The 25,864-nt window shown below is 41.7% G+C and carries 19 protein-coding genes; 8 read left to right on the top strand and 11 right to left on the bottom strand.

Features of this window, described 5'->3' with window-relative positions:
* Positions 1-4: 4 nt before the first annotated feature.
* The 6 genes from FCR06_RS18625 to FCR06_RS18600 all read right to left on the bottom strand — a co-directional run bounded on the left by FCR06_RS18625 (position 5) and on the right by FCR06_RS18600 (position 6,638).
* Positions 5-1,294, bottom strand: coding sequence for a CHAT domain-containing protein (locus FCR06_RS18625; protein ID WP_138502301.1), 1,290 nt, complete (start codon positions 1,292-1,294; stop codon positions 5-7).
* The gene (locus tag FCR06_RS18620; protein ID WP_138502299.1) at positions 1,291-2,892 is read right to left on the bottom strand and encodes a hypothetical protein; all 1,602 of its coding nucleotides are present in this window, start codon (positions 2,890-2,892) and stop codon (positions 1,291-1,293) included. Before FCR06_RS18620 ends, FCR06_RS18625 begins: the two co-directional genes overlap by 4 nt.
* 39 nt (positions 2,893-2,931) lie before the next feature.
* Entirely contained in the window at positions 2,932-3,150 is a 219-nt protein-coding gene (locus FCR06_RS18615) for a hypothetical protein (RefSeq protein WP_138502297.1), read from the bottom strand.
* Position 3,151: 1 nt separating this feature from the next.
* Positions 3,152-4,120: an AAA family ATPase gene (locus tag FCR06_RS18610; RefSeq protein WP_138502295.1), complete on the bottom strand. Its 969-nt coding sequence runs from the start codon at positions 4,118-4,120 to the stop codon at positions 3,152-3,154.
* Between the two features lie 219 nt (positions 4,121-4,339).
* A complete protein-coding gene (locus tag FCR06_RS18605) occupies positions 4,340-4,774 on the bottom strand; it encodes a CU044_2847 family protein (RefSeq protein ID WP_138502293.1) in 435 nt (144 codons plus the stop codon).
* 139 nt (positions 4,775-4,913) lie between these two features.
* Complete coding sequence (locus FCR06_RS18600) at positions 4,914-6,638, bottom strand: ATP-binding protein (protein WP_138502291.1); 1,725 nt, start codon at positions 6,636-6,638, stop codon at positions 4,914-4,916.
* Between the two features lie 716 nt (positions 6,639-7,354).
* Here FCR06_RS18600 and FCR06_RS18595 point away from each other — a divergent pair.
* Positions 7,355-7,792 carry a CAAD domain-containing protein gene (locus FCR06_RS18595; protein WP_138502289.1) on the top strand — a complete coding sequence of 146 codons (438 nt, stop codon included), beginning with the start codon at positions 7,355-7,357 and terminating at the stop codon, positions 7,790-7,792.
* A 299-nt stretch (positions 7,793-8,091) separates the two neighbouring features.
* Here the strand turns inward: FCR06_RS18595 and FCR06_RS18590 are convergent, their stop codons facing one another.
* On the bottom strand, positions 8,092-9,240 hold the full coding sequence (locus FCR06_RS18590) for an S-layer homology domain-containing protein (protein ID WP_138502287.1): 1,149 nt from the start codon (positions 9,238-9,240) through the stop codon (positions 8,092-8,094).
* A gap of 126 nt (positions 9,241-9,366) precedes the next feature.
* Here FCR06_RS18590 and FCR06_RS34290 point away from each other — a divergent pair, with 126 nt between their 5' ends.
* Complete coding sequence (locus tag FCR06_RS34290; RefSeq protein ID WP_262984683.1) at positions 9,367-9,492, top strand: hypothetical protein; 126 nt, start codon at positions 9,367-9,369, stop codon at positions 9,490-9,492.
* Between the two features lie 212 nt (positions 9,493-9,704).
* On the opposite strand, the gene FCR06_RS18585 is transcribed toward FCR06_RS34290, so the two are convergent.
* Complete coding sequence (locus FCR06_RS18585) at positions 9,705-11,633, bottom strand: alpha-amylase family glycosyl hydrolase (RefSeq protein ID WP_138502285.1); 1,929 nt, start codon at positions 11,631-11,633, stop codon at positions 9,705-9,707.
* Between the two features lie 613 nt (positions 11,634-12,246).
* Here FCR06_RS18585 and FCR06_RS18580 point away from each other — a divergent pair.
* Entirely contained in the window at positions 12,247-13,299 is a 1,053-nt protein-coding gene (locus FCR06_RS18580; RefSeq protein ID WP_138502283.1) for a hypothetical protein, read from the top strand.
* 179 nt (positions 13,300-13,478) lie between these two features.
* Here FCR06_RS18580 and FCR06_RS32795 read toward each other — a convergent pair whose 3' ends face one another.
* Positions 13,479-13,643 (bottom strand): hypothetical protein, encoded by a 165-nt coding sequence (locus FCR06_RS32795; protein WP_189523485.1) that lies wholly within the window; start codon positions 13,641-13,643, stop codon positions 13,479-13,481.
* On the opposite strand from FCR06_RS32795, the gene rpsB reads away from it, so the two are divergent.
* The 4 genes from rpsB (at position 13,568) to recG (ending at position 19,448) form a co-directional block, all read left to right on the top strand.
* Positions 13,568-14,362 carry a 30S ribosomal protein S2 gene (rpsB, locus tag FCR06_RS18575; protein ID WP_138502281.1) on the top strand — a complete coding sequence of 265 codons (795 nt, stop codon included), beginning with the start codon at positions 13,568-13,570 and terminating at the stop codon, positions 14,360-14,362. The two genes, FCR06_RS32795 and rpsB, sit on opposite strands and share 76 nt — an antisense overlap.
* 334 nt (positions 14,363-14,696) lie before the next feature.
* Positions 14,697-15,641 carry a translation elongation factor Ts gene (tsf, locus tag FCR06_RS18570; RefSeq protein ID WP_138502279.1) on the top strand — a complete coding sequence of 315 codons (945 nt, stop codon included), beginning with the start codon at positions 14,697-14,699 and terminating at the stop codon, positions 15,639-15,641.
* A 400-nt stretch (positions 15,642-16,041) separates the two neighbouring features.
* Positions 16,042-16,911 carry a hypothetical protein gene (locus tag FCR06_RS18565; RefSeq protein ID WP_138502277.1) on the top strand — a complete coding sequence of 290 codons (870 nt, stop codon included), beginning with the start codon at positions 16,042-16,044 and terminating at the stop codon, positions 16,909-16,911.
* Positions 16,912-16,964: 53 nt separating this feature from the next.
* Complete coding sequence (recG, locus tag FCR06_RS18560; RefSeq protein WP_138502275.1) at positions 16,965-19,448, top strand: ATP-dependent DNA helicase RecG; 2,484 nt, start codon at positions 16,965-16,967, stop codon at positions 19,446-19,448.
* Between the two features lie 156 nt (positions 19,449-19,604).
* Here the strand turns inward: recG and FCR06_RS18555 are convergent, their stop codons facing one another.
* Complete coding sequence (locus FCR06_RS18555) at positions 19,605-21,920, bottom strand: caspase, EACC1-associated type (protein ID WP_138502273.1); 2,316 nt, start codon at positions 21,918-21,920, stop codon at positions 19,605-19,607.
* Between the two features lie 181 nt (positions 21,921-22,101).
* Positions 22,102-23,070, bottom strand: coding sequence for a glycosyltransferase family 2 protein (locus FCR06_RS18550; protein ID WP_138502271.1), 969 nt, complete (start codon positions 23,068-23,070; stop codon positions 22,102-22,104).
* A gap of 413 nt (positions 23,071-23,483) precedes the next feature.
* Between FCR06_RS18550 and FCR06_RS18545 the strand changes: the two genes are divergently transcribed.
* Entirely contained in the window at positions 23,484-25,844 is a 2,361-nt protein-coding gene (locus FCR06_RS18545) for a PhoX family protein (protein ID WP_138502269.1), read from the top strand.
* Positions 25,845-25,864 lie beyond the last annotated feature (20 nt).

Here is a 25,864-nt window from a genome sequence, read left to right as displayed (position 1 = left end):
AAAGCTATTCTCCTCGTCGCTTTAGCCGAAGTACAGTCATTGGATTGCCGTAGTAGACATACATGAATCTGTATATTAAAGATAAAAGCTGTTTTTCAGTTGGGTTATTACCTAAATTTTCTACTGCTTTTGACCGTAGCTTTTTTAATATTGCAGCAACGGAAAGCTGAGGAGAAATTAAAGATTCTTTAATTAATTCACAAGCAAATTCTGCTGCATAAATATCACCTACAGCAGCTAACGTACCAATTACACCCCGTGCCCCTTGAGCTAAAAAAAGTTCTACAAAACCCATACGATAGCTGTGGCGAATAACAGGATCGATTTGCTCACGAGCAGAATGACAAGCATTAATAAAAACAATTCCTTGAGATTTTTGAACTAAATTCAGCGGCAGTTCTCTTAAAGCGTCTAAATTTAACTGTTGGTTATTGTTTGATGCCGAACCTAAAGCCATTTCCTTCGGACTATTTTTAAAGATTCCATGACAAGAGATATAAACAAAACTATGGTCAGCATCATCGCATTGTAAATGGGTATGGAATTTATGTATACTGTTATCTTCACTGCTTTGGTAGATTGTTGCTTGCAATTTTGTTAAAGTTTCAAATTCATCTCTTGCTCCTTTTAATTCTGTATCGAGTAAATACGCAACTGTTTTCCCACAGCACTCATCGACTTTAAACTCCAACTCAAGAGAATCATCTTTAACAACGCTAATGACTTTTCGCCAACGGACTATTGTAATCAAAGCACCTATATATTGGTTTGGTGATTGATAAGGCGATAATTCTAACATCTCCCAAGGAATTTCAAAATCTGTATAGTCAGCAATTACTAAACATAAATCTTCGCCAAATTTATCTCTGAGATGCTTTATCCACTTACGAAGCTCAAGATTTACATGGGAAAAATTATTCATGCGCTTCTTGATTTCGTCAGGATAAACTTTCTCTGCTACTTGTTTTCCTAAAGAGAGATCGGGTTTGTTTTCTGGGTCAGTTCTGTCTAGATTTTTGTATAAATTACCTCCCCAGACACTATATCTATTCTCTCCATATTCAGAAATATGTAAAATTGCCACATTTTGCGGTGGCTTGATTGTGATGTAAAGTTTTTTAGCTTCGGGTAATTCTCGTTCTATTGGAATTTCGGTATCTTTTGGTATCGACGGTGTGGTTGGCGTTGGCTGTGCTGTATCTAAACCTTCAGAGGGTAATTGTTTGGTGCGACTCGAAACTTTTGGTGAAGCGATCGCTCTTTGAATCAAAGACTTTGATTTCTCAGCCATCATTCCTCCTCCACTATCCCCAGTGGTGGAATCGCAATTACCGATGCACCCATTTTTTCGGCTAGTTGTAAGGGCAAATTTGCATATTGTTTGGGCTGCGGATTCAGCAAAACCGCCTTAACTCTATCCAAGTTGCTGATACTTTGAGCTACCAGCAAAGCATCTTCCACGCCTCTACGTCCCACAGGCGGTTTAATACAACCGTCCAGTGGTACATTTCCCCGCCCATCGCTAATTACTATCAGTACCGCCTGCTGCACAGTACTACGTCCGTGTTGCAATGCATGGCGTAGAGTCTGCAACCCTAATTGCAGTCCATGAGCCAAGGGAGTCGCCTTACCCCGTCCGGCTTCTAGTCCCGTATTAATCCGAGGCACAAGTATGCTGTGTGCCATGATGCGCTCAGCTTGTAAAAAATTGCTGGCATTTGCTGCTCCCACCTGAATTAAGCACACACTAGCCCGCTCTACATACGCCCAACTGATGTAAGGCAACAATTTCTCTTGCCAGTCGCAATCTGTTAAACAGGTATAATCGACTACTAGCATGAGCATTTGCTCTGCTACGGGCGATCGCCGATAGGAATAAAAATCTGTAGGAGATAACAGCAATAAGGATTTTTCGTTTGCCGTTTGATGTTTGCGACGAATTGGCTGATATTTTGCCGCTTCCAATAACGTCGTCACTAATGCTATGTCTTGGAGAGTTTTCGCTTTCTCCACACCTATAATCAACCCTCTAGGCGCAGCCTTCGACCGGAAACGCCTCGTAGGCAAACGCAGTGAATCTACTTCCCGCTCAACAGCAGCAGTATCTTCTGGGTAAGGATTTTCTAGCTTAGAACTCAGCTTCAGGGGTATTGATGCTAAAGACTCAGATTTATCCGGCTGATACACAGTCTCAACTATCTTCTGTGTTGTGCCTAAAGATTTTTGATTTTTCGACGACGGTTCTTTTGGTCTTTGCGTGGGTTCTCGGACAGGTTCAGTAATTGGATTTAGTATTTCTTTTATCGGTTCGCTAATAGCTTCCAAGCCAATCATTCGAGCAGCAATATCTACGTGATTTGCGCTCATTTCATCTGCACCCTCTAGCCGCACATTTGCCAAAGACAATCGCGCCAGAGCAATCTCTCTACGTGGATAAACTTCCGGTTGTGAGGTGTAATCCAGTATTCTGGCTATGGCTTGCGGGGTAATTTGAGGATGATGTTGTAGACCTTTTTTGAGTTTGTCGCTAATTTCAATTGGTAGAGTTACAAGTTCAGGTTTCTTGGCTTTTTCTAATTCTTGGTTATCAATCAATTCCAGAATTTCCTTTGCCCTGTCTGTCGTCTTGCTCACTTGTCCCTTTAACCGCAGAGCAAACCTGTCTAGCAAGTGTGGAGAAACCATTCCCACTTCACTGGTGGCGCAACCTGCTAACCAGCAGATATCTGGTTGCCATTCGGTCTGTTGTCCGTGACGTTCTAGATGTGCCACATCTGCTCCCATTAGCACCACACAAGCTCGTGCTGCTGCCAGACTCAGCTTACTCAAGTCTGGAATGATTACTAAACGAAGTTCGGAATCGTTTGCCAGCAAACCGGGTTTCCATTGCAAGGCCTGTTTTTCTGATTGAGCGCCCAACTGCCAGCTACCCTAGAGGTTCTCCTCAGACTCAAAGCTGTTAAGATAAACTGTTTTCACTGAATAGCCAACGATAACCTTTAGCATGTCAGCTGTGATTTGAGCAGCTAACTGCAACACTTCCAGAGAGCTATCAAACAGCAAAATACTCCGCAAGCCTGGAGTGATGGCAGCACAAGCAAGCGATCGCGTAAATGAGTCAGTCAAACAGAGTTGAAATGATTTTGCCAACTCAGTCACCTTCCAGATTTAAAATATCTCTTACAAGCTGCTGATATTTTTCATTCCACAGCATTTGGTTATTCTGAAGTCCTTCAGAGTAACGATGCTGAAGTGCCAGCTCAGCTACAGTTGCTACATGCTCGTTTGTTACTTCTTCCACACCTTGAAGTGCCGCATAAGCACGAGCTGCCAAAGCGATAATATAGTCACCCCGGTTGCCTTGCGCCTTCACCTCTGCTGCTAACTTGACGCAGTTTCTCGCAATGTTTTCAGGGATTTTAACGGAGGAAAACTTATTTTTGGCTATTTTGAGTACATCCTTGCGTTTTTTATCTGCTTCTAAAGCTTTATTGATATAAGGTGAAGATTTATCAGAGTTAAATTCACTTACTGCTCGGTCGAATTCTAAAACCGTTTCCAGAATTTTTACTCGTTCATCTACATTAGCTTCTGCTGTAACGCTGACCATTAAACCAAAGCGGTCTAGTAACTGTGGTCGCAGTCCCCCTTCTTCTGGGTTCATCGTTCCCACCAACGTAAAAGAAACTGACAGTTGTTCATTTTGCCCATCTCGTTGCACTTCCAGCACTCCTGTGGAGGTGACATCAAGAATAATATTCACGATATGGTCATCAAGTAGATTCACCTCATCAATATAAAGTAAGCTACCATCTGCATCTTTGAGCAATCCTGATTGCGGTTCGAGCTGGCTTTGCATTAATTTATCAATCCGCCAACCCCCTACTACTCGGTCTTCTGTAGCATTAATTGGTAAAGTTACCGGAAGTCGCTCATACATCATCCTAGAAAAAGCCCGTACTGCCGTAGATTTACCAGTTCCACGTTGTCCGCTCAGCAACACACCACCAATGCGTGGAGCAATATATGCCAGTTCCAAAGCCAGCTTTAGCTGTTTTTGACCAACAATCAGCGTATAAGGCAATATATTAGCTAATGGCGAAATTGATTCCACACTCATACCAATTTTGGATTTTAGATTTTGGATTTTGGATTAAAAGCCTTTACTACAAAAATGTTTCAGCAATTTGAAACAATACTTAACTATGCCAATTTGGTATTACTCCTAGCTCAATATTCAGAATTCAGAATTTAGAAGACTTAGAAAGAAAAGTAAAGCTTGTAGTAAGCACTTTAGCGCTGAAGCGCTTACTACAAAGCTTTAATTTTTTCAGCCTACTTACTTAGGTGCTGAAGTTACCGATTGTTGAGAAGTGTCGTTAGTTATTAATTGTTGGGGAGTTTCTTTGAGTTTCCATTTCATCGTGACTTGTATTTGTGCTTCCCCACTAGCTTTTGCTATTACTGGTATCACTGCACCCACCTCAGAACCAACCTTGATACCCAGTTGCAGCTCTAATTCATCAGGTTTGGTAGCATGATGCATTTGTTGAAAACTTTGTATGGCTTTGGCAGCACACTGACGCGCTAGTGTTATGCCTTCTCCAAAAACATCGCCCACATCCTGGACAGCCTGGGCAACCCTTTGTTGAGAACCGTCTCTTGTATTCTGATATGGGTCGTATCCGTTATTTACATTTGGTTCTCGATCCACCTCAATGTAAATATCAACTAGCTGTCCTTCTACCAAGCTCGTACTTTTAATAATGGGCACAGATATTTCTCCACCTAAAATTTAACCATTCCGTAGAGTAAATACATGTTATCTTTATACGATTACGGATAATTTTCTCAGTGAGTAGCGATGAGCAGTGATGTCTATGACGAGCTTCGCTAAGGCACTTTCACCCACTTTATTCCTGTACAGTCATTGGCAGACAAATAGTGAAAGTAGAACCAACTCCCGGCTGACTGTTGACAATAATTTCCCCACCCATCATTTGGCAAAAGTGACGGCTAATTGCCAAACCAAGTCCCGTACCGCCGTACCTTTTCGTAGTCGAAGTATCCCCTTGTGTAAAAGGTTGAAATAACTGCTGCTGCTGACGGTGAGACATACCTATGCCTGTGTCGCTGACAGTAAAAGTAATGGTTCCCAAAGGAGCTTCTAATTTAAAGTCATCTTTTTCTCTTTTGACTGTCAGCGTTACCTTGCCGTTTGTCGTAAATTTACCTGCGTTACTCAGTAAATTTAATAATACTTGGCGCATCCGAGTTTGATCGGCGTACATAGTGCCAAGTTGCTCATCAAAATCTACTTCTAAGACATTTGCATTTTTTTCTATAGTTGGTTTGACTGTAAGCACGACATTATGAATCAGCATAGCAATCTCGAATGTCTCTGGATAGAGAGTCATTTTCCCCGCTTCAATTTTTGACAAGTCGAGGATTTCGTTAATCAAATGCAGTAGATGTTTACCAGCAGAGTTAATTGTTTCTAAGTCTGTAATAAAGTCTGGCGATAAACCAAGATCGGTAGCATCGTCTTCTAAAAGTTGGCTCAAACCAATCACAGCATTCAAAGGTGTGCGTAACTCATGGCTGACATTTGCCAAAAATATGCTTTTTGCCTTGCTAGCAGCTTCAGCTAATTCTTTGGCTTGTTGTAATTCTTTAGTTCGCTCAGAAACTCCCTCAATCAAACGATTCAGAGATTTGGCGAGTAGACCAATTTCATCTTCAGTGGTAATGGGAGCTCGCAAATCGAAATTAGATTTCCTCGCCACTTGCTCAGCCACTTGGGTGACAACGATCACTGGCTCAGCGATCGCTCGACTAGTGCGCCAAGCGATGATAGCTGCGATCGCCACCGAAACCAGCATACTCGCAATCACGATGAATCGTTCAACTACTTTTGCTTGCTCAACAGATTGTTGCCTTTGTTGCTCTTGATCTTCAGCAGCTTGCAGGATATTAGTCAAGTTTTGCGAAAGCTGATCTAGCCGCATAGCTGTTTCACTACGCATGATTTTTAATAACTGCGATCGTGCTAAAGAAATCTCCTGAGGCTTTACTGGCTGAGAATCAATTTTCTTTAAAACCGCCTCAATTTGGTCAAAATAAGCTTTTAAATTAGTCTTGTAATCCTGCAATAACGTCTGCAAAGTAGAACTTGTTGCAGCCAATCTTTGAGGTTTAGTATCAATAAATACGTTAATTTCTGACTCTAGTTGCTGAGCTTTTTCAAAACTTTTGATAAAATCAGCTTTTTTGCCTTCTAAGCGTTGTGAATTTTCCAACACAGCAACTAAATTAAAACTATGTAATTGTGCCCCTACTACTGCATCTTTGTAATTACTCAATAGTTGTCCTTGTTCATGGGCTTGATTTAATTGCCTGACTTCCCTTCCTCGGTAATAGTTGGCTATTACCAACCCAATCAGTGAACCAAAAAAGCCAATTCCAATAGCTACAAAGTAGCCATAGCCAATTTTTTGATGAATGCGCCAAGAACTGGCTTTGAGTTTCCCTCGTGAGGGAAACTCTATAGTGGGGAGTTCGTCTGTTGATGGCTCTGACGCTGACACTTTTTTGCTTTCTGAACTGCTGTCGATAGGGGTTGGCTTTTGAGTTGGCATTTCTCAAACCTCCTTGCCTTCCCGCAAACATCACCAAATCAGTCTAGCTTGTGCAAACACTTCAACGGTGATTAACATCTAGATTATCCTCTTTTATAGCAAGAGCAAATCATTACTCTCAAGATAATTAGCATAAGCTTATGCTATGGACTAGGGACTGGGGATTGAGGATTAGGGATTAGTAAAATTTGCCAATACCACAACCGAATCTCCAATGCCCATATCATAAAACCATTTTAAAGTCTAGTATACGCAAACACAGAAAAACTGATATTACGTATTAATATCAATACCAATGCGCTGATTAAGCATCCCGCCTTAAGATAGCTTTAATATGGAATCTAATCGACTTTTAAGCTTATATAAATGAGAAGTGGATTGATTTTTGCATGATTTGTACTTAGATTTAGTACGATTATGAGCAAATGACACGGGATCGGATAATCTACAACCTGAGGATTCTAGCTGATGATCAAAAATACAACTTAGAGAGTTGATTATAATACATTTTGCTGCCTTTTGAGTTCTATCCTTCTACTGACTTTCTACCTTGTAGTTGATGCAGTAGATATTACCGGGCAATTATGGTTATAGGATACTAAAACTGTTTTCTGCTCTTGACCCGATTGTAGTGGAGTGTATTACCTAATCAACAGCCTCTTGGTTGTAATCATCGAGATTAGAAAAACTCAACTGTCAAATTTATGGAAGTGAAAATGCCAGAACAAGAATTTACGGAAACCACATCTAAAGAGGCTACAGTGCCAGAAATCAACAGTCAAACGGGAACTATAACCAAACTCCAACCGCCAGTGCAGCCTCAAGATGAATGGCTAAAATACGGAGAGCAAATTTCTAGCTTTTTAGCAACATTGCCCGAATATGTGGCAATCTTCTTTAATCGATATAAGCAGCCCCTGGTTACCATTGGTTTAATTTTGGGAGCGATTGTTGGGGTTAGAGTACTCTTAGCAGTATTAGACGCCTTGAATGATATTCCCTTAGTAGCTCCTACTTTTGAGTTGATTGGTATTGGTTACTCTGCTTGGTTTGTTTACCGCTATTTACTCAAAGCCTCAACAAGGAAAGAGTTAAATAGTGAAATCACTACTCTTAAATCACAAGTTGTCGGTAAAGAAATTCCAGAAGCTTAATATCTGAACTATCGCTTCTCCTGCAAAGATGTCAAGCTAATGCTCTAATCCAAAATCATCCACTGCTGTGAGTGTGGGATCTTGCTTAACGTAGCATCTTTTGTGGGAGAAGTTTTGCTCTAAATAAACTCAAGATTGTTGATTTATCAAAAGCTGAGGGTGAGATTTTTTTAAATGAAAAACTTTTTTAATTTTCTTTTTTATAAAAATGATTGCCAAAGATGGATTGAATAAACCAAAATTTACCAAAGCTGAATCTTAAATCCAAATCTAAAAATCAAAATGGTAGTTTATTGAGATCAGCCCCCTGCTGATAAACTAACTTTTGGGTTCTGTTTTGGAGTGTACAAGGGTTCTGGAGATAGATTTGGTGATGCCTGCGACTGGCTATGCCTACGTACAATGTTTTCAGATGAAATTCCTTTCAACTTGCCTTGTTTGACTAAAGCTTGATGAATCATCGCCGCCACTTCAGCGCGAGTCGCTACTTTGTTAGGAGCAAGGACTTGTGGGTTTGGATAGTTAACTACAAGGCCATTAGCTGTAGCAGCAGCTATTTTACYGCTAGCATACGGCGGAATCTCTTTAGCATCTTTATAAATACTTAAAATCTGATTTGGCGAAGTAGGTGTTTTCAAATTCAACCCACTAACAAGAGCTACTAAAACTTGGACTCGCGAAATATTTTGTTGTGGCTTGAAGGTGTTTTTCGGATAACCTTTGAGAAATCCACCACTAATGGCTTGGTTAATTGCTGGATTTGCCCAGAATTTTACTGGTACATCTTGAAATGCGATCGCACTTTTAGACAGTTCTTGGTCAAAAGCTTTTTCCAGTATGGCAGCAAATTCGGCACGGTTTACAGGCTGATTTGGCCTAAAAGAATAGTCAGGAAACCCCTTAAGAATCCCACGGGAAGAAAGAGCATCTATAAAACGCCGACTCCAGAAGTTATTAGGCACATCGTTAAATGCAATTGGCGGCGGAATAATCGATTTTTGTTTTGCTGGAGTTACTAAAGGCAAGGCTGATGATGTAATTGATGACTCAAGGTCTACTGAAGAGGGTACAGACGTTTGTGGTTGTGGGGATTGAGTCGGGGTTACCTCAGCAGGTGGTAATACTTCGGGGGAAGGAGTTGCGTTATTAGTCGGGTAAGGTGTCTTGGGTTCAACAGTTGCAGGAGGAGACGAGTTAAATTCAGAGGCTGTATTTGGTTCTACTTTAGAAGTAGGGGAGGGCAATACTTGATTTGGTTCAACCTTACTAGACGGGGTGGAGGCAGGTGGCAGCAAAGTGTTGAAATTCCAGCTAGAATCTCTGCGGGACAATGACCAAAAAAGAATTGCTCCGATAGTAGTGAAAGCAACCAGGATGGCTATAAATTCATCAAAGCCAAGGGCAGTTCTTTGAGATGACTCAGGTTCGGAAGGAGGTCTATTTGTCATCGTGATTACCCTGTTAGCAGTAAAATCTGTGTCTCTAGAAATTAAGCCATGATGATAATTTTACACCAGTCATATTGAATTAATAATTCATAGCAAAATATCAAGCTTCTGGTTCAAGACCGAGCGATGTCTAAGGGACTTCCAATTAAAAAAATATTCCATCCCTGCGGGACGCTACGCGAACGCCTTGAGGGCAGGGGAGCAGGGAGCAGGGGGAGAGAAAGTGGTTTTGATGGGCATGAAATTAGATAATTTATTTTCTGGAAGTCCCTAACGACAAGCCGCTTTGCGTCTATGCAATTGAGCGGTTAGGCGTTCTGCTCTTTGTGAAGTTTGTTCTTTAGTTTAACAAGCACAGACGCATTTAGTGGGGAGGTGGGAGATAGGGAGATAGGGAGATGAGGGAAATGCTCTGACGCTCTGAGCTGAGAATAAGCAATGCCCTGTTTGGCCAATACCCCATTCTACGATTCTGGTCCAGAGGCCCAGGTATCACGCCATTTGACAGTACCTTCTTTGGCAATCACCCAGCGGCGGTTCACGAGATTTTCCCGCAGAGGCGATCGCCCTTGCCGCCACATGGCATATTTGTAAGATATGAGATTTCCAGCACTTTCATTAAAGGGTATTTCCGCAAACCAAGTATTAGTGTTGATGTACTCTAGGGGATAGGCTTTGCTGATATCCCAATTGCCCAACTCTGGACAGTCTCCCATGACAACAATAATTTCACCTGGTTGGGTCTGCACGCCGTTGAGTTGTACCCGTACTATTGTCTGAGCTTTAATCCGCTCTCCGACGTGGCTCAAAACTATTACTCCCCGTTCTTCGAGTTGCCAATTATAAATTTTTCCATCTTTGACTTCATACTTATTGCGAGTCACTATACAGGTGTGTTCTCCATCGGGCAATTCTGTTTCTACTTCTGGTAGGGTGACTTCTCCTCCCCGATTTAAAGCTACAAAACACACAGAGTCACGATAACGGCGTACATAGCAGTAAATATCAGGTGTTAAGTATTTTTGCCAGTGGCTACCCATTGATACGGCTGGATTGAGTCGTCGTAAACCAGACAGCAGCCTGATGCAACGATAAATTTCACTATTAGTATCCCAATTTTCCATCATTGGGCGATTATATGGATCGTTACCGCCATCGGTGTCGTCATGCAAATACTGTTCTGTGCCGTAATATATGCAGGGAATACCGCGACAGGTCATAATTAAGGCGATCGCTACCTTCAGCATCGCTGGGTCGGGGTTGAGCGATTGGAAGCGGGACATGTCATGGTTATCAATGAAGGTAATTAGCTCTGTTGCCCCCTTGTAGCGATAATCCTGATCAAAAATGTATTGAATTGTTTCAAATCCCATTTCTGAACCTTGTCCCAGTGCGGCTCGAATTGCCACACACAAGCCAAAGTCTAGAAGTGTCATGCCTGAGTGGTTAACAAATTCCACCGAGCGCTCGTCATTCGGATTACTGTAAATCCACTCACCAAAAATAAATACATCTGGTTTGTGATTTGTCATCTCGCCAGTGAATTCTTGCCAAAACCAAATCGGCATGTGCTTGACAGTATCCACCCGCAGTGCATCTACACCCCGGTCTAGCCATTGTTTAATGGCTGACTTGATATACTCTCGATATTCAGTATTGTTTTCATTGAAGGTTGCTAGACCAGATAATTCACAGTTCTGCACTTGCCATTCGTCTTCCCAGTTTTGGACATGACCATAGTGGTGATACCAATTATTAACATCATCATTGAAGTCAGCAATTTTGACGCCATCATCATACAATTCACCTTTGCTACCGCTAGTATCAGGTGTACTATGGTTGCAGACAATATCCAGCACTAGCTTCATATTGCGCTTGTGCAGTTCTGTAATTAACCGATCAAAGGTTGTATTTTTTTCTTCTTGAGTAGCGTTTAAAGAAGGGTTCTCTCCGTTAGCAATGTAACGAGGATTGAGTCGCTTAAAGTCTTTTGTCCAATAACCATGTATTGCTGCATTGCCAACAAATAACTCTTCCACCTGCTCGAACAGTGGAGTCAGCCAAATGGCAGTCACTCCCATATTTTTGAGATAATCTAATTTATCGATCACACCTTGTAAGTCGCCACCCCAGTACTTACCCCAATCTTGTCTAGTTGGATCGTATAATTCTGAGTTTGCACCTTCGCTGTTTTCTCGATCGCCATCATAAAAGCGATCAACTACGAGAAAATAAATTGTTTCTTGACGAAATTCAATATCTCTGGTGTAAAGGAACTCTAGAGCAATTTCAATATCTAACTGCGGTTCTTGTATAAGAGCTTCTACGTTTTCCTTTGCAGGATCTACTTTATATTGATCTGGTGAAAATTGGGATGGAGGGGTTTTTACCATAAAAAACTCAAAATTGCACTGGATTTGCGTTTGTATACCCGACAGTAAGTATTTTAAATATTTTGTGTGATTACAAACTTCGGTATTTTGACATCCTGCTCGCGATGTAGGTATCTATCGCCAGCTAGTTTATAATTCTATCGGTAGATATAATTCATCTGTGAGAGGATAAAAGCAAAGGAACACAGCAGTTTTTAACGGTCATTGGTGAATAGTAAAAATTTTTACTATTAATTTTTATTTAAATCTACCTTAGTAATACTATTTTTAATGTTATTAGAAACACTTAGTTTGTTTATAAAATACGAATTATCACGAAAACATAACCATTGCTTTGTGTATGTCACTAATCAGGAAAGGGAAAGTCAAGAATTTATGCAGCTAGATTAGAACAAACCTTGATTAATACAATCAAATATTAAGTACTACAAAATATAGTGTTATTTAAATTTTAGCGAACACTATATTGTGTAAAGACTTTTAATCTCAAATTAAATTTGTGTAATTCACGTATTACTAAAGTTTCTCTGTTGGAGATTCACTCGATTACTAAACTGACCATTGCTACTTTCAAACTGTTATTACTAAAAAGCAATCGCTGCTGGTAACAATTATGAGCAAATATGACAAGATTTTTAACTCATCAGAGGCATCAGAGGAATCATTAAGTCCAGAGGAAGCTGTGGCAGCGATTGCAACTGTTACAGCGATCGCTGATTTATCCATAGAAGATGTAGATGCAGAAAGTTTAGCAGGCATCCTCTGGGAATTCGAGGTCTTTGAGGAATACTCAGAAGATGAAATTGTCGAAATTGTTGATCGACTCATAGGTATTGCAGAAGACGAAGGACTCGCTTGCTTATTTAATACTGCCAAAATTTCTCTTTCGGATGAATTAGTATTGGATGGCTTCGCCGCCGGTGTAATAGTGCTTTTAGACGATGAACTTGCCATTGCCAAACAGAAACAAGCCTACCTTAAAAAGCTACAAACAGCCTTGGAACTTGAAGACGAAGAAGCAGAAGAAATCATTAAGGAGGTAATTGCAGCTTTTCAAGAAGCAGAAGAAGAATATGCAGATGAGGATGACGAAGATGAAACAGTAGTTATAGAAGAATATAGTCAACAGACTTATGAATCTCCCTTAGGTAATTTTACAGTACCGATTCCAGTTGACCCCGAAAATGGCGGTAGAATCCAAAGTCAGGAAGGAGTAGTTGGCTTTTCTGATGACATTGGTACTTTGCTGAGAATCGATTATTATCCTTTCCCCCTAGAACAGCTAGAGGAAATCGAGTCTGCTGGACAACAAAAATATTTACGAGCAATCTTACTAGACAAGTACGTGCCTCAAGCAATTTTGGCTAATGTACCAGATGCAACTATAGAATATACTGGTTATTTTGAGGACATTTTGCAAGGTGCTTACTACGCATTAGTTGATATGCCCAAAGGTTCGACGATTTCCAAGCAAGAAAGTAATGGAACTCCTGTGAGATTAGATGCCTATCGAGGGCTGCTTGCGTTTATCAGTGGTGAATTTTTGTATATAGTTAGCAGCCAGCACAGCTTTTTTAACGGCGATACTCCTGATTCTATTGAAGAAGAAGCCGAATACATTAAGGAGAATATTTTAGAATTTGTTGAGACTATTGAGTTTGTATAGTTAGGCATAGGGAGATGGGGGAGTGTAGAGAGTGTGGAGAGTGTGGGAACAGAGGAGGGAAAGATTTCTTCCCCATCCTCCCACACCTCCTTTTCCTCCCACACCTGCATTTGTTCCCATCCTCCCACACTCCCTGTTTAGCCAATGCCCTGGCAAATATGCTAACCTAGTATGGTTAACTAATCTCGCACATCTAAGAATTCGGGTGTTTCCAATGAGGAAATACGCTTAGATGGAGGTTTAACCCGAATCGGAGTTAAAAAAATATATGCCAGTTGTTTCATTGGCTCAAATGATGGAGTCAGGGGTTCACTTTGGGCACCAAACCCGGCGTTGGAACCCAAAAATGTCTCCTTACATTTACACTTCTCGCAATGGTGTACATATCATTGACTTGGTGCAGACTGCCCAGTTGATGGAAGATGCTTATACTTATATGCGATCGCAGGCAGAGCAAGGAAAGAAATTTCTTTTCGTTGGCACTAAGCGGCAAGCTGCTGGAATTATAGCCCAAGAAGCCAGCCGTTGCGGTTCGCACTACATTAACCAGCGCTGGTTGGGCGGAATGTTGACCAACTGGGCAACCATCAAAACACGGGTAGACCGTCTCAAAGATTTGGAACGCCGGGAAGAAAGCGGCGCGCTGGATTTATTGCCCAAAAAAGAAGCCTCAATGCTGCGTCGGGAAATGACAAAGCTGCAAAAATACTTAGGTGGCATTAAAACAATGCGAAAAGTCCCCGATATCGTGGTAATTGTAGACCAACGACGGGAATATAACGCTGTTCAAGAATGCCAAAAACTCAACATTCCCATTGTGTCCATGCTGGATACAAACTGCGACCCGGATGTAGTTGATATCCCTATCCCAGCAAACGACGATGCTATCAGATCGATTAAGCTGATAGTCGGAAAATTGGCAGATGCCATTTACGAAGGTCGTCACGGTCAACTCGATGCTGAAGAGGATTACGAGGATGAAGGTGCTGAGTATGACGAAGACTACGAGGAAGGTGAGTATACTGACAGCCTGATTCCCGATGACGATGAAGATGATGAATAGTGCTTGATGCTTGGTGCAAAAGTGCTGAGTAAGATAGAAATATTTAGCAAATTGGATAGTGCTGAGTCTTGATTTTTGAAGTAGAAAGTTGTAAGTCATCAATTTAAAATTGATAACTAAACACTTAAAACTCAGCACTCAAAACTCAGCCAGGAGTTGAGAGCAGCTTTTGCTGTAGACGCCCAAATGGCGGCTTGTCGTTCGCTGTTAGTGTCTTTTACACAAGAGAAGACATTTGAACTTCTCCCAAAGGGGACGTTAACAGCGAACGGTGACTCAGCACTAAACTAAATAAACGATTACAACTCGAGGTCAAGTTAGGAATTGAGGGAACATGGCGGAAATATCTGCAAAACTCGTCCAAGAGCTACGCCAAAAAACTGGTGCTGGCATGATGGACTGCAAAAAGGCACTAAAAGAAACTGATGGCAACATAGAAGAAGCTATAGACTGGCTACGGAAAAAGGGGATTGCTTCCGGGGGTAAAAAAAGCGATCGCATTGCGGCTGAAGGTTTAGTAGACACCTACATTCAACCAGGTGGTCGGGTGGGTGTACTCATAGAAGTCAACTGCCAAACAGATTTTGTTGCTCGTAACGAAGCTTTTAAAGCTTTGGTTAAGAACCTAGCCAAGCAAGCAACAACTGCTGATAGTGTTGAGTCCTTGTTAGCTCAACCGTATATTGATGATCAAAGCGTGACTGTAGATGAATTCATCAAGCAAACTATTGGCACGCTTGGCGAAAACATCCAACTGCGTCGGTTTATCAATTTTGCACTAGCAGAAGGCACGCAAGGTATAGTGGACAGCTATATTCACACTGGCGGTCGAGTTGGTGTGTTGGTAGAGTTGGGTTCCCAAACAGATTCAGCTGCTGCCAAAGAAGAGTTCCAAAGCTTGGCACGGAATGCAGCCATGCAAGTTGCAGCCTGCCCCAATGTCGAATATGTCAGCCTAGATCAAATTCCTGCCGAAGTAGCCCAAAAAGAAAAAGATATTGAAATGGGCAAGGATGATTTAGCGAATAAGCCAGATAACATCAAACAAAAGATTGTTCAGGGACGGATTGAAAAACGCCTCAAAGAACTGACTTTGCTAGATCAACCTTATATTCGCGATCAAAGTATTTCTGTCGAAGAATTGTTGAAGCAAGTTAAGGGGCAAGTAGGCGAAGACATCCAAGTAAATCGCTTTGTCCGCTATGTACTGGGCGAAGGCATTGAAAAGCAAGAAAGTAACTTTGCTGAAGAAGTCGCTGCACAAATGGGCAGCAAGTAGTATTAGTTATTGGTTATTAGTCATTGGTCATTCTTACAAAGTTCCGATTAGAGGAAACCTCCGCTCAACGCCACTTGCTTTGGGACGCAGGGCGCTGAGGTAGCAGTGGCTTGATGCCCTTAGTCATTGGTCATTGGTGATTAGTTAAAAAACGAAGAACAAATGACAAAGCACAAAGTACAAAAGACAAAGTGTAAAGTCACGACTCGCCGACTTGAGTCAGTCTGAACTTTGTGAGAGAGGACAAATGACAAATGACCCTTTACCAGACAGGTCAAGCCAATAGCCTGACCTGTATTTTATTAGTAAAGAAGCATTTAAAATTTTTGGGAAAGTTATCTTAAAATAAATTTGTACATTTGTACTATGTAATGGTTGATATGGGTCAGAACGAGAAGTTATGGCAAGAGCAATCGAGCGAATAGAGCGGGATATTGCAGCACTCAAAGAAGCGATTAGAGCGATCGCACTAGAACTACAAACCGCTTATGCTAGTTATCTAACCACTTTGGGGCTAGCTGTACAAAGACAATTGATTCTAGCTACTTACCACCTTTGTACTCAAGGGTATCCCGAAAACTTCCTGCATTTGTCATTAAATCAGCGCCAACAATTGCAACAAGCCATCCGTAAGTTAGGTCAACTGGCATCTGAGCAGTTCCTTACTTATATTAAGAATGAGGAAGCAGCAGCAGATGAGGAAGACGAGGGGGATGAAAAAGATGAGGGGGCTGAGGAGGATGAGGAAGTAACATCATCATCTGCTCTGTTTGTTAGTGTCTCTAACCTTCAACCTTTTTCTCCAAACACTTCTAGTCCTATAGAACTGTCAAAATGGCAACATAACTTAGAGCAGGTTACTCAAGAGATACTCAAGAAAGTTTCCCATGATGCTAATCTTTTATTACAGAAAGCCGGGATATTATCCCAAAAATTACCAGAACCAATTTTAGCAGCTGCGGCTGCCGCTGCTGCTGAATCAGAAGCATCCACTGAGGTAATACCAGGACCGCCCAACTTATTAAACTTAGTAATTGAAATTGAAAATGAGCAGCAATCAGAAGATTCTGGTCTAACGCAGATTATGGCTCTTAATTTGCGACTAGGAGAAATTGAATTTGCTGACCCTGCACTTTCATCTGAACGCAGGCAGATCCGTAGTATCTTAGTTCAGCTAAACAAGCTAGAGCGAGAGTATCAAAAAAAACTTAGAGAAAGGGCAATTGCTGAAGCTGAAGCTGCATGGCGTGCTAGTTGGTTTGAGGATTAGTCCTTTGTCCAAAGTCAAATGACAAATGACCAATGACTAATGACAAATAACCAATGACTAATGAAAAACCAGATTGGATACGATTGCACAAAGCCCTAGCAATAGAAGCTGAACATGGCTTTACAGACTTGATGGGCAGACAATATCGCTTCAGCGAATTCCTGAGCCTGACTTTAGGTAAATTTCCCATCGGCTTACCCCACACTGAGCGCCGTCGTTGGCAAGGACTAGCGGTGCAATTTGCTAGTTATCCACATTTAGCACTGGAAGAAAGACAACATTTAGTAGCAGAGACTCGCAGGTATCTTCACCAACTAGAGCAAGAGGAAAAAGAGGAGGGAAGCAGAGGAACACAGGAGCAAAGGAAAATTTATCAATCCAAAACTCAAAATCCGACATCTCCAATTGTTGCTGAGGTGAATCGCAGGCTTGCTCCGAAAATTGAGCAAAAACTCAGTGATTTACCAGAAATAGGCTTTAAAAAAGCCGATAATTTAGCGCGTCTTGGTTTGCATACAGTCCGTGATTTGCTTTTTTATTATCCTCGCGACCACATTGATTATGCGCGTCAGGTGAATATCCGCGAGTTACAGGCGGGTGAGACGGTGACAATAGTGGCGACGGTGAAGCGCTGCAACTGCTTTACTAGCCCCAAGAATCAGAAATTATCAATTTTAGAACTGCTAGTAAAAGATAACAGCGGTCAAATAAAAATTGGGCGTTTTTACGCAGGTACACGCTTTAGTAGTCGGGGTTGGCAAGAAAGTTTAAAACGTCGTTATCCGGTAGGTAGTATTGTAGCTGCTTGTGGGTTGGTGAAAGAAAGTAAATACGGCTTGACACTAGATAATCCAGAATTAGAGGTTTTAGCAAATCCTGGAGATGCGATTGAGTCGCTGAATATTGGGCGGGTAGTGCCAATTTACGGATTGACTGAGGGCGTGGTGGCGAATACAGTACGACAAGCGGTAATTGCTGCTTTGCCTGCTGCGGCTCACCTGAAAGACCCTCTACCAAGTGGTTTGCGGCAGAAGTATGTTTTGATGGAATTGAAAGATGCGATCGCTAATATTCACTTTCCCAAAGATGGCGAAACTCTGCAAGTTGCTCGTCGTCGCCTAGTCTTTGACGAGTTTTTCTACTTACAACTCGGTTTACTCCAACGTCAACAGCAAGCAAAGGCGATTCAAAAGGCTGCCATCCTTGTCCCACGAGGTCAACTTGTAGAGAAGTTTCACGAAATACTGCCTTTTCAACTTACTGGCGCACAGCAACGAGTTATCAACGATATCCTCAACGACTTGCAAAAACCTGCACCGATGAATCGTTTGGTGCAAGGTGATGTTGGTTCTGGTAAAACGGTTGTGGCTGTGCTGGCTATCCTAGCAGCAATTCAATCTGGCTACCAAGCGGCGCTGATGGCTCCTACAGAGGTTTTGGCAGAGCAGCATTATCGCAAGTTAGTTAGCTGGTTTAACCTGCTGCATTTACCAGTGGAATTACTGACGGGTTCTACTAAAACTGCTAAACGCAGACAAATACATTCTCAGTTAGGAACTGGTGAATTACCTCTTTTGGTAGGAACCCATGCGTTGATTCAAGACCCTGTAAACTTCCAACAACTAGGGTTAGTAGTCATAGATGAACAGCATCGCTTTGGGGTAGAACAAAGGGCACGTTTGCAGCAAAAAGGCAATCAACCTCATGTGTTAACTATGACAGCTACTCCAATTCCCCGAACTTTAGCATTGACTATACACGGGGATTTGGATGTGAGCCAAATTGATGAGTTACCACCGGGACGGCAAAAGATTCAGACAACAATATTATCAGGTCAGCAACGCAACCATGCTTACGACTTGATGCGTCGAGAAATTGCTCAAGGAAGACAGGTTTATGTAGTTTTGCCATTGGTGGAAGAATCAGAAAAATTAGATTTGCGATCGGCAGTAGATGAGCATCAAAAGCTACAGGAAAGCGTTTTTCCAGACTTTCAAGTGGGGCTGTTGCACGGTCGTATGAGTTCAGCACAAAAGGACGAAGCAATTACTAAATTTCGCGATAACGAAACACAAATTCTAGTTTCTACTACTGTAGTTGAGGTGGGTGTAGACGTACCCAACGCTACAGTAATGCTCATTGAAAATGCGGAGCGATTTGGCTTATCACAACTACACCAACTGCGGGGGCGTGTTGGTCGTGGTGCGGCTCAGTCTTACTGTTTGTTGATGAGCAGTTCTAGGAGTCCTGATGCTCAACAACGGCTGAGGGTGCTGGAACAGTCTCAGGATGGTTTTTTCATTTCAGAGATGGATATGCGTTTTCGCGGTCCAGGGCAAGTACTGGGAACTCGTCAATCAGGAGTGCCAGATTTTACCTTAGCAAGTTTAGTTGACGATGAAGAAGTTTTACTTTTAGCGCGCCAAGCAGCGGAGAAAATCATAGAAATGGATGTTACTTTAGAGCGTTGGTATTTAATGAAAGAAGAGTTGAAGTATCGGTATGAGCGATTGATGGGTGGGGCGATTTTGACATAATATATCTTGTCTTAATGACAAACAGCGACTAGATACACCTATTTTTCCTGAAAATTTAGTTAGAAGTTCAGATGAAACTGGGGAATATGGCAATGTTATACATAGTTTAGGTCAAGCTGTATAGAAAATTTTTATAGTGAAAACTATAAAAATCCTCTATTTTTGTGCTTTGAAACATTCTTCAAGTTTGTTTGTATAATCTTTTGTACTATAGAATATCCTTCCAACAGCAGGTAGATGCCCCACAGGTGCTGTCTCGTTAAATATGAAGTCACTGTTCTTTTTACCATACCAGTCAATCTTCTTTTCAAATTCACTTTGGTTATGTTTGACTTTTTCCCAAATATTCCGTTGCTTCTGAAAACCGAAGTTACGGCTGGACTGTTCCCAAAGGTTATTTATCTCTGTTAAATATCCACATTTAATATTGTTGCTGTTTATACTTGTAATATAGCCTGCTTGTGTTCCAGAAAACTGGCGTATGAGATCAGAAGTGGTTTGATCTGCATCACGCCAATTCTTAGCAAATAGTTGTTTATTGAGTTTAGATATAGATGGTTTGTCTAGATTCTCTAAAGATTGATATATTAAATATCCCATGAAGCCAAATAACAGAAATGCTCCCACTACATATAATTTATTTTTATGCTGATAAACTTTTGCAAAATTTGATTGAGGCTGTGATATACAGAGTTGAGGGTAGTTTAATTGTTGTGGAGAAATAATAGTAGCATTTAGACTTTCTAACTTGAGATTAGGTTCAGTACTAACAATAGCAGGTTTAATCCCGCACTCCTCAAGTCTTGATATGAGTGCAGAAAATCGATGCACTACCGTATTAGAATAACTCCAATTCAACCATTCTCTGCAATATGGGAGATGTCCATCAGCAGCGTTCAAGCTGAAGATTAGATTATCCTGACTTCTCCAGTTTCCTTCAATAGACCAGCCGACGCGATCGCCAAAACTCTTAAAAGTGTGGTATCCCGCACTTTTGCTTCCTCCGATACTTTGCCAAATACGCTGTTGCACACTAAAACCAAAACGCCCGTTGCTGTATTTAACCCAAAGTTGATCAATTTCACTTATACTTTCACATGATAATTGTCTACAATCTTCTGATCGGAGATTGCCTTCTTGTTCACGACCAGATAACTTAAGCATAATAGCCCTAGTTTTATGATCTGCTTCTTTCCACTTACCTGCTACTAACAAGTCTCGTAGTTGAGTAGAGTCTGTTGTTGGCGTAGCGCTGAAGTCATCAACTAGAGATTCTGTAGAACTGGATTTTGTGGTTGGTTTGCCTTGAATATTAAAAATAACGCTGTTAGGGGTATCAATTTTATTTACTTTAAAGCTAAATGCTTCAGTTGAAAATACATTTTGATTGCTATTAGTCGATTCGCTGTCTGGAATAATTCGCGCTTCAACCGATACTACATCCTCATCTTTAAGTCCCCAAAATTCTTGATATTCTTTTAAGTAGTTGCGAGTGTCGTTACTTATAGGATTTTCAGCTTGAAGTGCTTCAGATAACACCTGCTCGTATTGCTGCAATTTTGCCTCGTACTCTCGATACGGTTTGAGAACTTCTGCTTCAATGACAGCAGCTTCTTCAGGAGTTAGTTGCAAAGTATCTCGTTTAAGGTCTAGCAATTTGCGGGCAATAGGGGGAATATTACCGTCTTTGAGGCGATGCTCAACATCTTGGCGATATTTCAGCTTTGGATCTTCAACTCGCACTTTAGCCAGTCGTATCTTACTGCCTTCTCTAATTGGATAGATTTCAGGCTTCATTTTGCCAGGAGCAGTTTCTTGTACTTTTTCGCTAGCATATTCGTGCAACTCATCAATAGAAACTGCTCCATCTTGATCTTTATCTGCTATTCCAGTTTTAATACCTTCAACTAAAAAATGCGTATAAACTGAGAGGTCGAAACCCTGACTCTCAAAAGAATACTGAGTTGAGGTACTAGATGTGAGAACAGCTCGTCCTTCTCCACCTAATTGTTGCTTGACAGGCACAGAACCATCATCTTTGGCCGTCATTCCTTGAGCAAAAGCGCCGCTGAAGCAACAATCCAGAATCACTACTTGTCGCTTCGAGCGGCTACTGCTCATAATATTTTGTACATAACTCGCTGCTACCGCTGTAGGTTGAACGAGTGCTTCTTGTTCTTTGCGGGTATTATGAGCAGCTAAATAAAGATTGCCACTATCATCTTTGACTCCATGACCAGAGAAAAAAAGTAGTAGGAGATCATCTTTTTTACGATTTGCAAACAATGTATAAATTGCTTCCTCCATCGCCTGTCGCTCAGGATTAATCAACGGTATCACTTGATCAAAACAGCCAATTTCAGGATTTCCCAATACTTCATACATCGCCTCCACATCTTTGGGAGCCGCAGCCAAGGGGGAAAGACCATTTCCATATTCGCCAACCCCAATCAGCAACCCTATCTTAGCCATCTGTGACTCTCTATCCTGCTACGAATTTCTGTTACTGTGGTTAATGCTCAGATTATCATAAGTAGCTTATACCTTATACAATCCAGCTAGTGAGCATTCCAGACTCGATTGCTGTGCTGAGATTTACCTAGAGGTAGAGCGATCGCAATCCTATTTTCGATAAGCAGGAATCAATTTTTAATCACAATACTTGCTGCATTTGAGCATAGGCTTCATAAACACCCTTCACATTGTACCAGTTGAGAAAAATTCGAGCAATTTCTAAAGCAAGTTGAGGTTTACCTAAGTTAATTAGCCATTGCAAAAATGGAGCCATCGTCCGTTCATTTAACGCACCATTAAGTGACAAAATTCCCCAAAGTAAGCGATGCAGCCAAGTCATTTGAATCATCATTCGCACTTCCCATGTGGGATGCTTTTGATAAAACAAAACTCCCATCCGTCCGCGTTGAATTTCTTGGTCAATCAATCGGGGAATTTGTTCCAAGTTAAATGCTGGATGCCAGTGATATCCTACGGCTTCTGGACATTTAATTAGTGTCAAACCTAGTTTTTTTAGCCGCACACCTAATTCTAAATCTTCCCAGCCGTAGAGTTGAAAACTAGTATCAAAAAGTCCGGCTTTCTCTAGCCAATGTTTGGGAATTGCTACATTTCCSGTAGCAAAAAAAGCTGCTGAAAAATCTGTAACTTTGTAGGGTTCAGCAGTTGGGTTGTTGAAATTRCAAGTATTAATAACTGCACCGTAAGTGAAAAAGCGATCGCTCCTCAATCTCTCCTTCCCCTGCATAAGTGCRTTACTATGAGCTTGCAGAAAATTCTTCAGCACTACTAAATCGCTATCAATAAAAATAATTGTGTCTCCTAGCGCCTGTTCTACTCCCAAATTCCGCGCCGCAGCCGGCCCAGCATGATCTTGCTCAAACCAGCGCACATGAGGAAACTCTTCTTTGTGTGCTGCTAACCACTCCAATGTGCCATCAGTAGAACCATCATCTACCAAGACAATCTCGTAATCAGTAACCGAACTTGGCTGACTCAACTCCTGCATCTCCAAAGCACGGAGGCACTTTTCTAAAATCGGTTGGCGATTATAAGTCGGTATCACAACGCTGAAAAACACAGTCTCACCCACAACACATTTATCCATCTCCAGGATAGGACAGATGGGGTACTGACTCTGTTCCTTACCTGATATAGCAGGAGGCAGGAGGTAAAACTATTGCTAACTCTCTTCTTTCACCCTTTTCAAGTGTCCTAAAGAGTGTGACTACGGCTATAACTTATGATTCTGAAATTTCCTAGACTTTAGTCAAGTAGACAAGAAATCTCCATTAATCAAGATATAACCTGGCGTTAATTTTTGCTCATTAGATTTAGATGACAAACTGAAAAAATTTTGTCTAGTTAAGTGACCTAAATACGCAATCAAGCTTTTGTTAAGAAGAGGTTATTGACTATTCAAAATCTGTGGCATTTCACATCAAGAATTGATGGCTTTTTCTGTCAGTAATCAAGATTTGCCTTTACAAGATTTTTTATGTCACAAGAGAGGAGAGTTTAATGTCTAAATTAAGTCGCAGACAAATTTTAGTATTTTTTGCTGGCAGTGCTGGTGCTGCTGTGTTGGGAGAGACAATTATAGATGGTGTTTCTAATATTGCTGGAGCAAACAACAAGCCACTGAGCTTTACACCAGTGCGCTTACCCCATTCTTTACCCATTTATAAACAGCAGAAAAGTTTCTTGCCAACGGGAATCGGCCAGGGACAGGTAATCAATGCATCTGCAAATACGAAGTTAAATAGCTACAACGTAGTTGACGATCTAGTAGTACCACCAGAGTACGACCGTTATGTAATTGTCAGCTGGGGCGATCGCGTATTTCCCAACAGCGATGATTATTTCGGCTATAACAACGATTATACGGCTTTTATTCCCCTTGGCAGAACCAACGACGTAGGCTATTTGTGGGTCAATCATGAATACGTGAGTTTTCCTTTTTCCGATCTTGCACCAGAAGCCCCCGCTGATGTTAAAGGATTGCCTACGACCTTTGAATCAGTTATTGGCTGGGCTTTACCTGCCGCTAGAGGTGTTGAATTTGACGGCGAAGTTCTATATAACTTAGGCGGTTCAATCGTCCGCATCTCCAGCCGTAATTCTAATAACCGTTATGCCGTGGTTAAAGGTGATGCGAGAAACCGCCGCCTTCACGGTCTGTCTGGGTTGGGAATTAATAGCCAAAGAACTGATGAATATAAAAATGTCACCTCTTGGGGAAGTCGCAGTTACCAAAAAGGCGACCAAAATTATTTAATCGCAACTGGCCCAGCCGCCACCCAAGTATTTAACCTCTCCTCTGATGGACTAGGTAACAAAATTATTGGCACTAGCTATAACTGTTCTGGCGGTACAACTCCTTGGGGAACTATTTTAAGTGGTGAAGAAAACTTTCAAGGAAGTGCGGCAGCTTTTGTTGGTGTCACAGAATCAGTCAACCCTAACGGTACTCAAACAGGTTATACCGATGGTACTACAGGTAAAACCTTCGGCTTAGTTGGGGAAAAATACGGTTGGATTGTGGAAATTGACCCCGTTAATCCGAATTTCCGCCCCCGCAAACATACTTCATTGGGTCGTTTCCGCCATGAAAACGTTGCCATCCGTGCCGAAGCTCAAAAGCCATCAATCGCCTACATGGGTGATGATAGGCGTGGGGGACACACCTGGAAATTTGTCAGTGCAGGTGTGATTTCTTCACCAACCAATAAAGCCAACAGCAGTTTGTGGGAAAGTGGTACTTTATATGTCGCCCGCTACAATCCAAATGGTACGGGTCAATGGATACCCTTAAATTTAAACAGTCCCACCAATCCCATTGCACCATCAATAATTTCTTCTGTGGAGTTTGGCGCTTTGGGTTCGGCTCAAAGAAATGGTCTTTTATCTCTACCAAAACGTAATGGAATTGCAGGTCAAACCACAGATGGTGGCTCCCTCGCAGTCGATCGCACCAATGAAGCAGTTATACTGCCTGCTTATCAAAGTAAAAAGCTATCTGATTTCTACCCTTCCCAAGGTGCTATTCTCGCTGATGCTTTCTTAGCAGCCAACTTGGCCGGTGGCACTCCCACCGCACGTCCAGAAGATTTGGAAGTGCATCCAAGTACCAAAGAAGTGTTCATTTCCTATACTGATGGTGCGCCGGGAAGCGACGGTTATCCAGATTCCCGGATTTTCCAGGTTGCCAAGTTAAGTAAAGATCCAAACGCGACGCAGCAATCGGGAGGATTGTACAAGATTATTGAAGATAGTGCTGATGGTACAGGTCTAACATTCCATTGGCAGAGATTTGCTCAAGGTGGAGAAGCCGGATCTATTTCTGGTGCTGGTTTTGCCAATGTGGATAATTTAGTGTTCGACAATAAGGCAAATATTTGGGGTGTGACGGATATGTCTACCACTACTCATAATGGTTTTAATGTTGGTGCAGCTGGCACTGTAACTATCATCGACCATACAGCCAGTGGTAATGTTTCCAACTTGACAGGAGTTTTCGGTAATAACTGGCTATTCTACATTCCTACTTCTGGTACTCATGCAGGAGAGCTAATACCTTTTGCTCAAGGCCCAGTACGCTGTGAGATGACTGGCCCAACTTTTGTGGGAGATACTCTAATTATTTCGGTACAGCATCCCGGCGAAGATAGCCCAATCAACGATGGTACGATACTGAGTCGTGATATTGAAATACTGAATTTAAATGGTATTACATTTAATCAGACTCGTACTGTACCTCGTGGCAGTAGTTGGCCAACTAACATCCCAACAGCTGACGGTGGTAAGGGTCAACCTAAAGGTCTTCCCAAACCATCTGTGATTGCCATCAGACGTAAAAATTATACTGGTAGTTTCACTTAAAAACGTATGTATAGAGGCGT

The sequence above is a fragment of the Nostoc sp. PA-18-2419 genome, from assembly GCF_005869855.1.
In the GTDB taxonomy this organism is placed as follows: Bacteria; Cyanobacteriota; Cyanobacteriia; order Cyanobacteriales; family Nostocaceae; genus Nostoc.
Note: the sequence above shows the minus strand (reverse complement) of the source record. Positions and strands in the feature narration are given on the sequence as shown.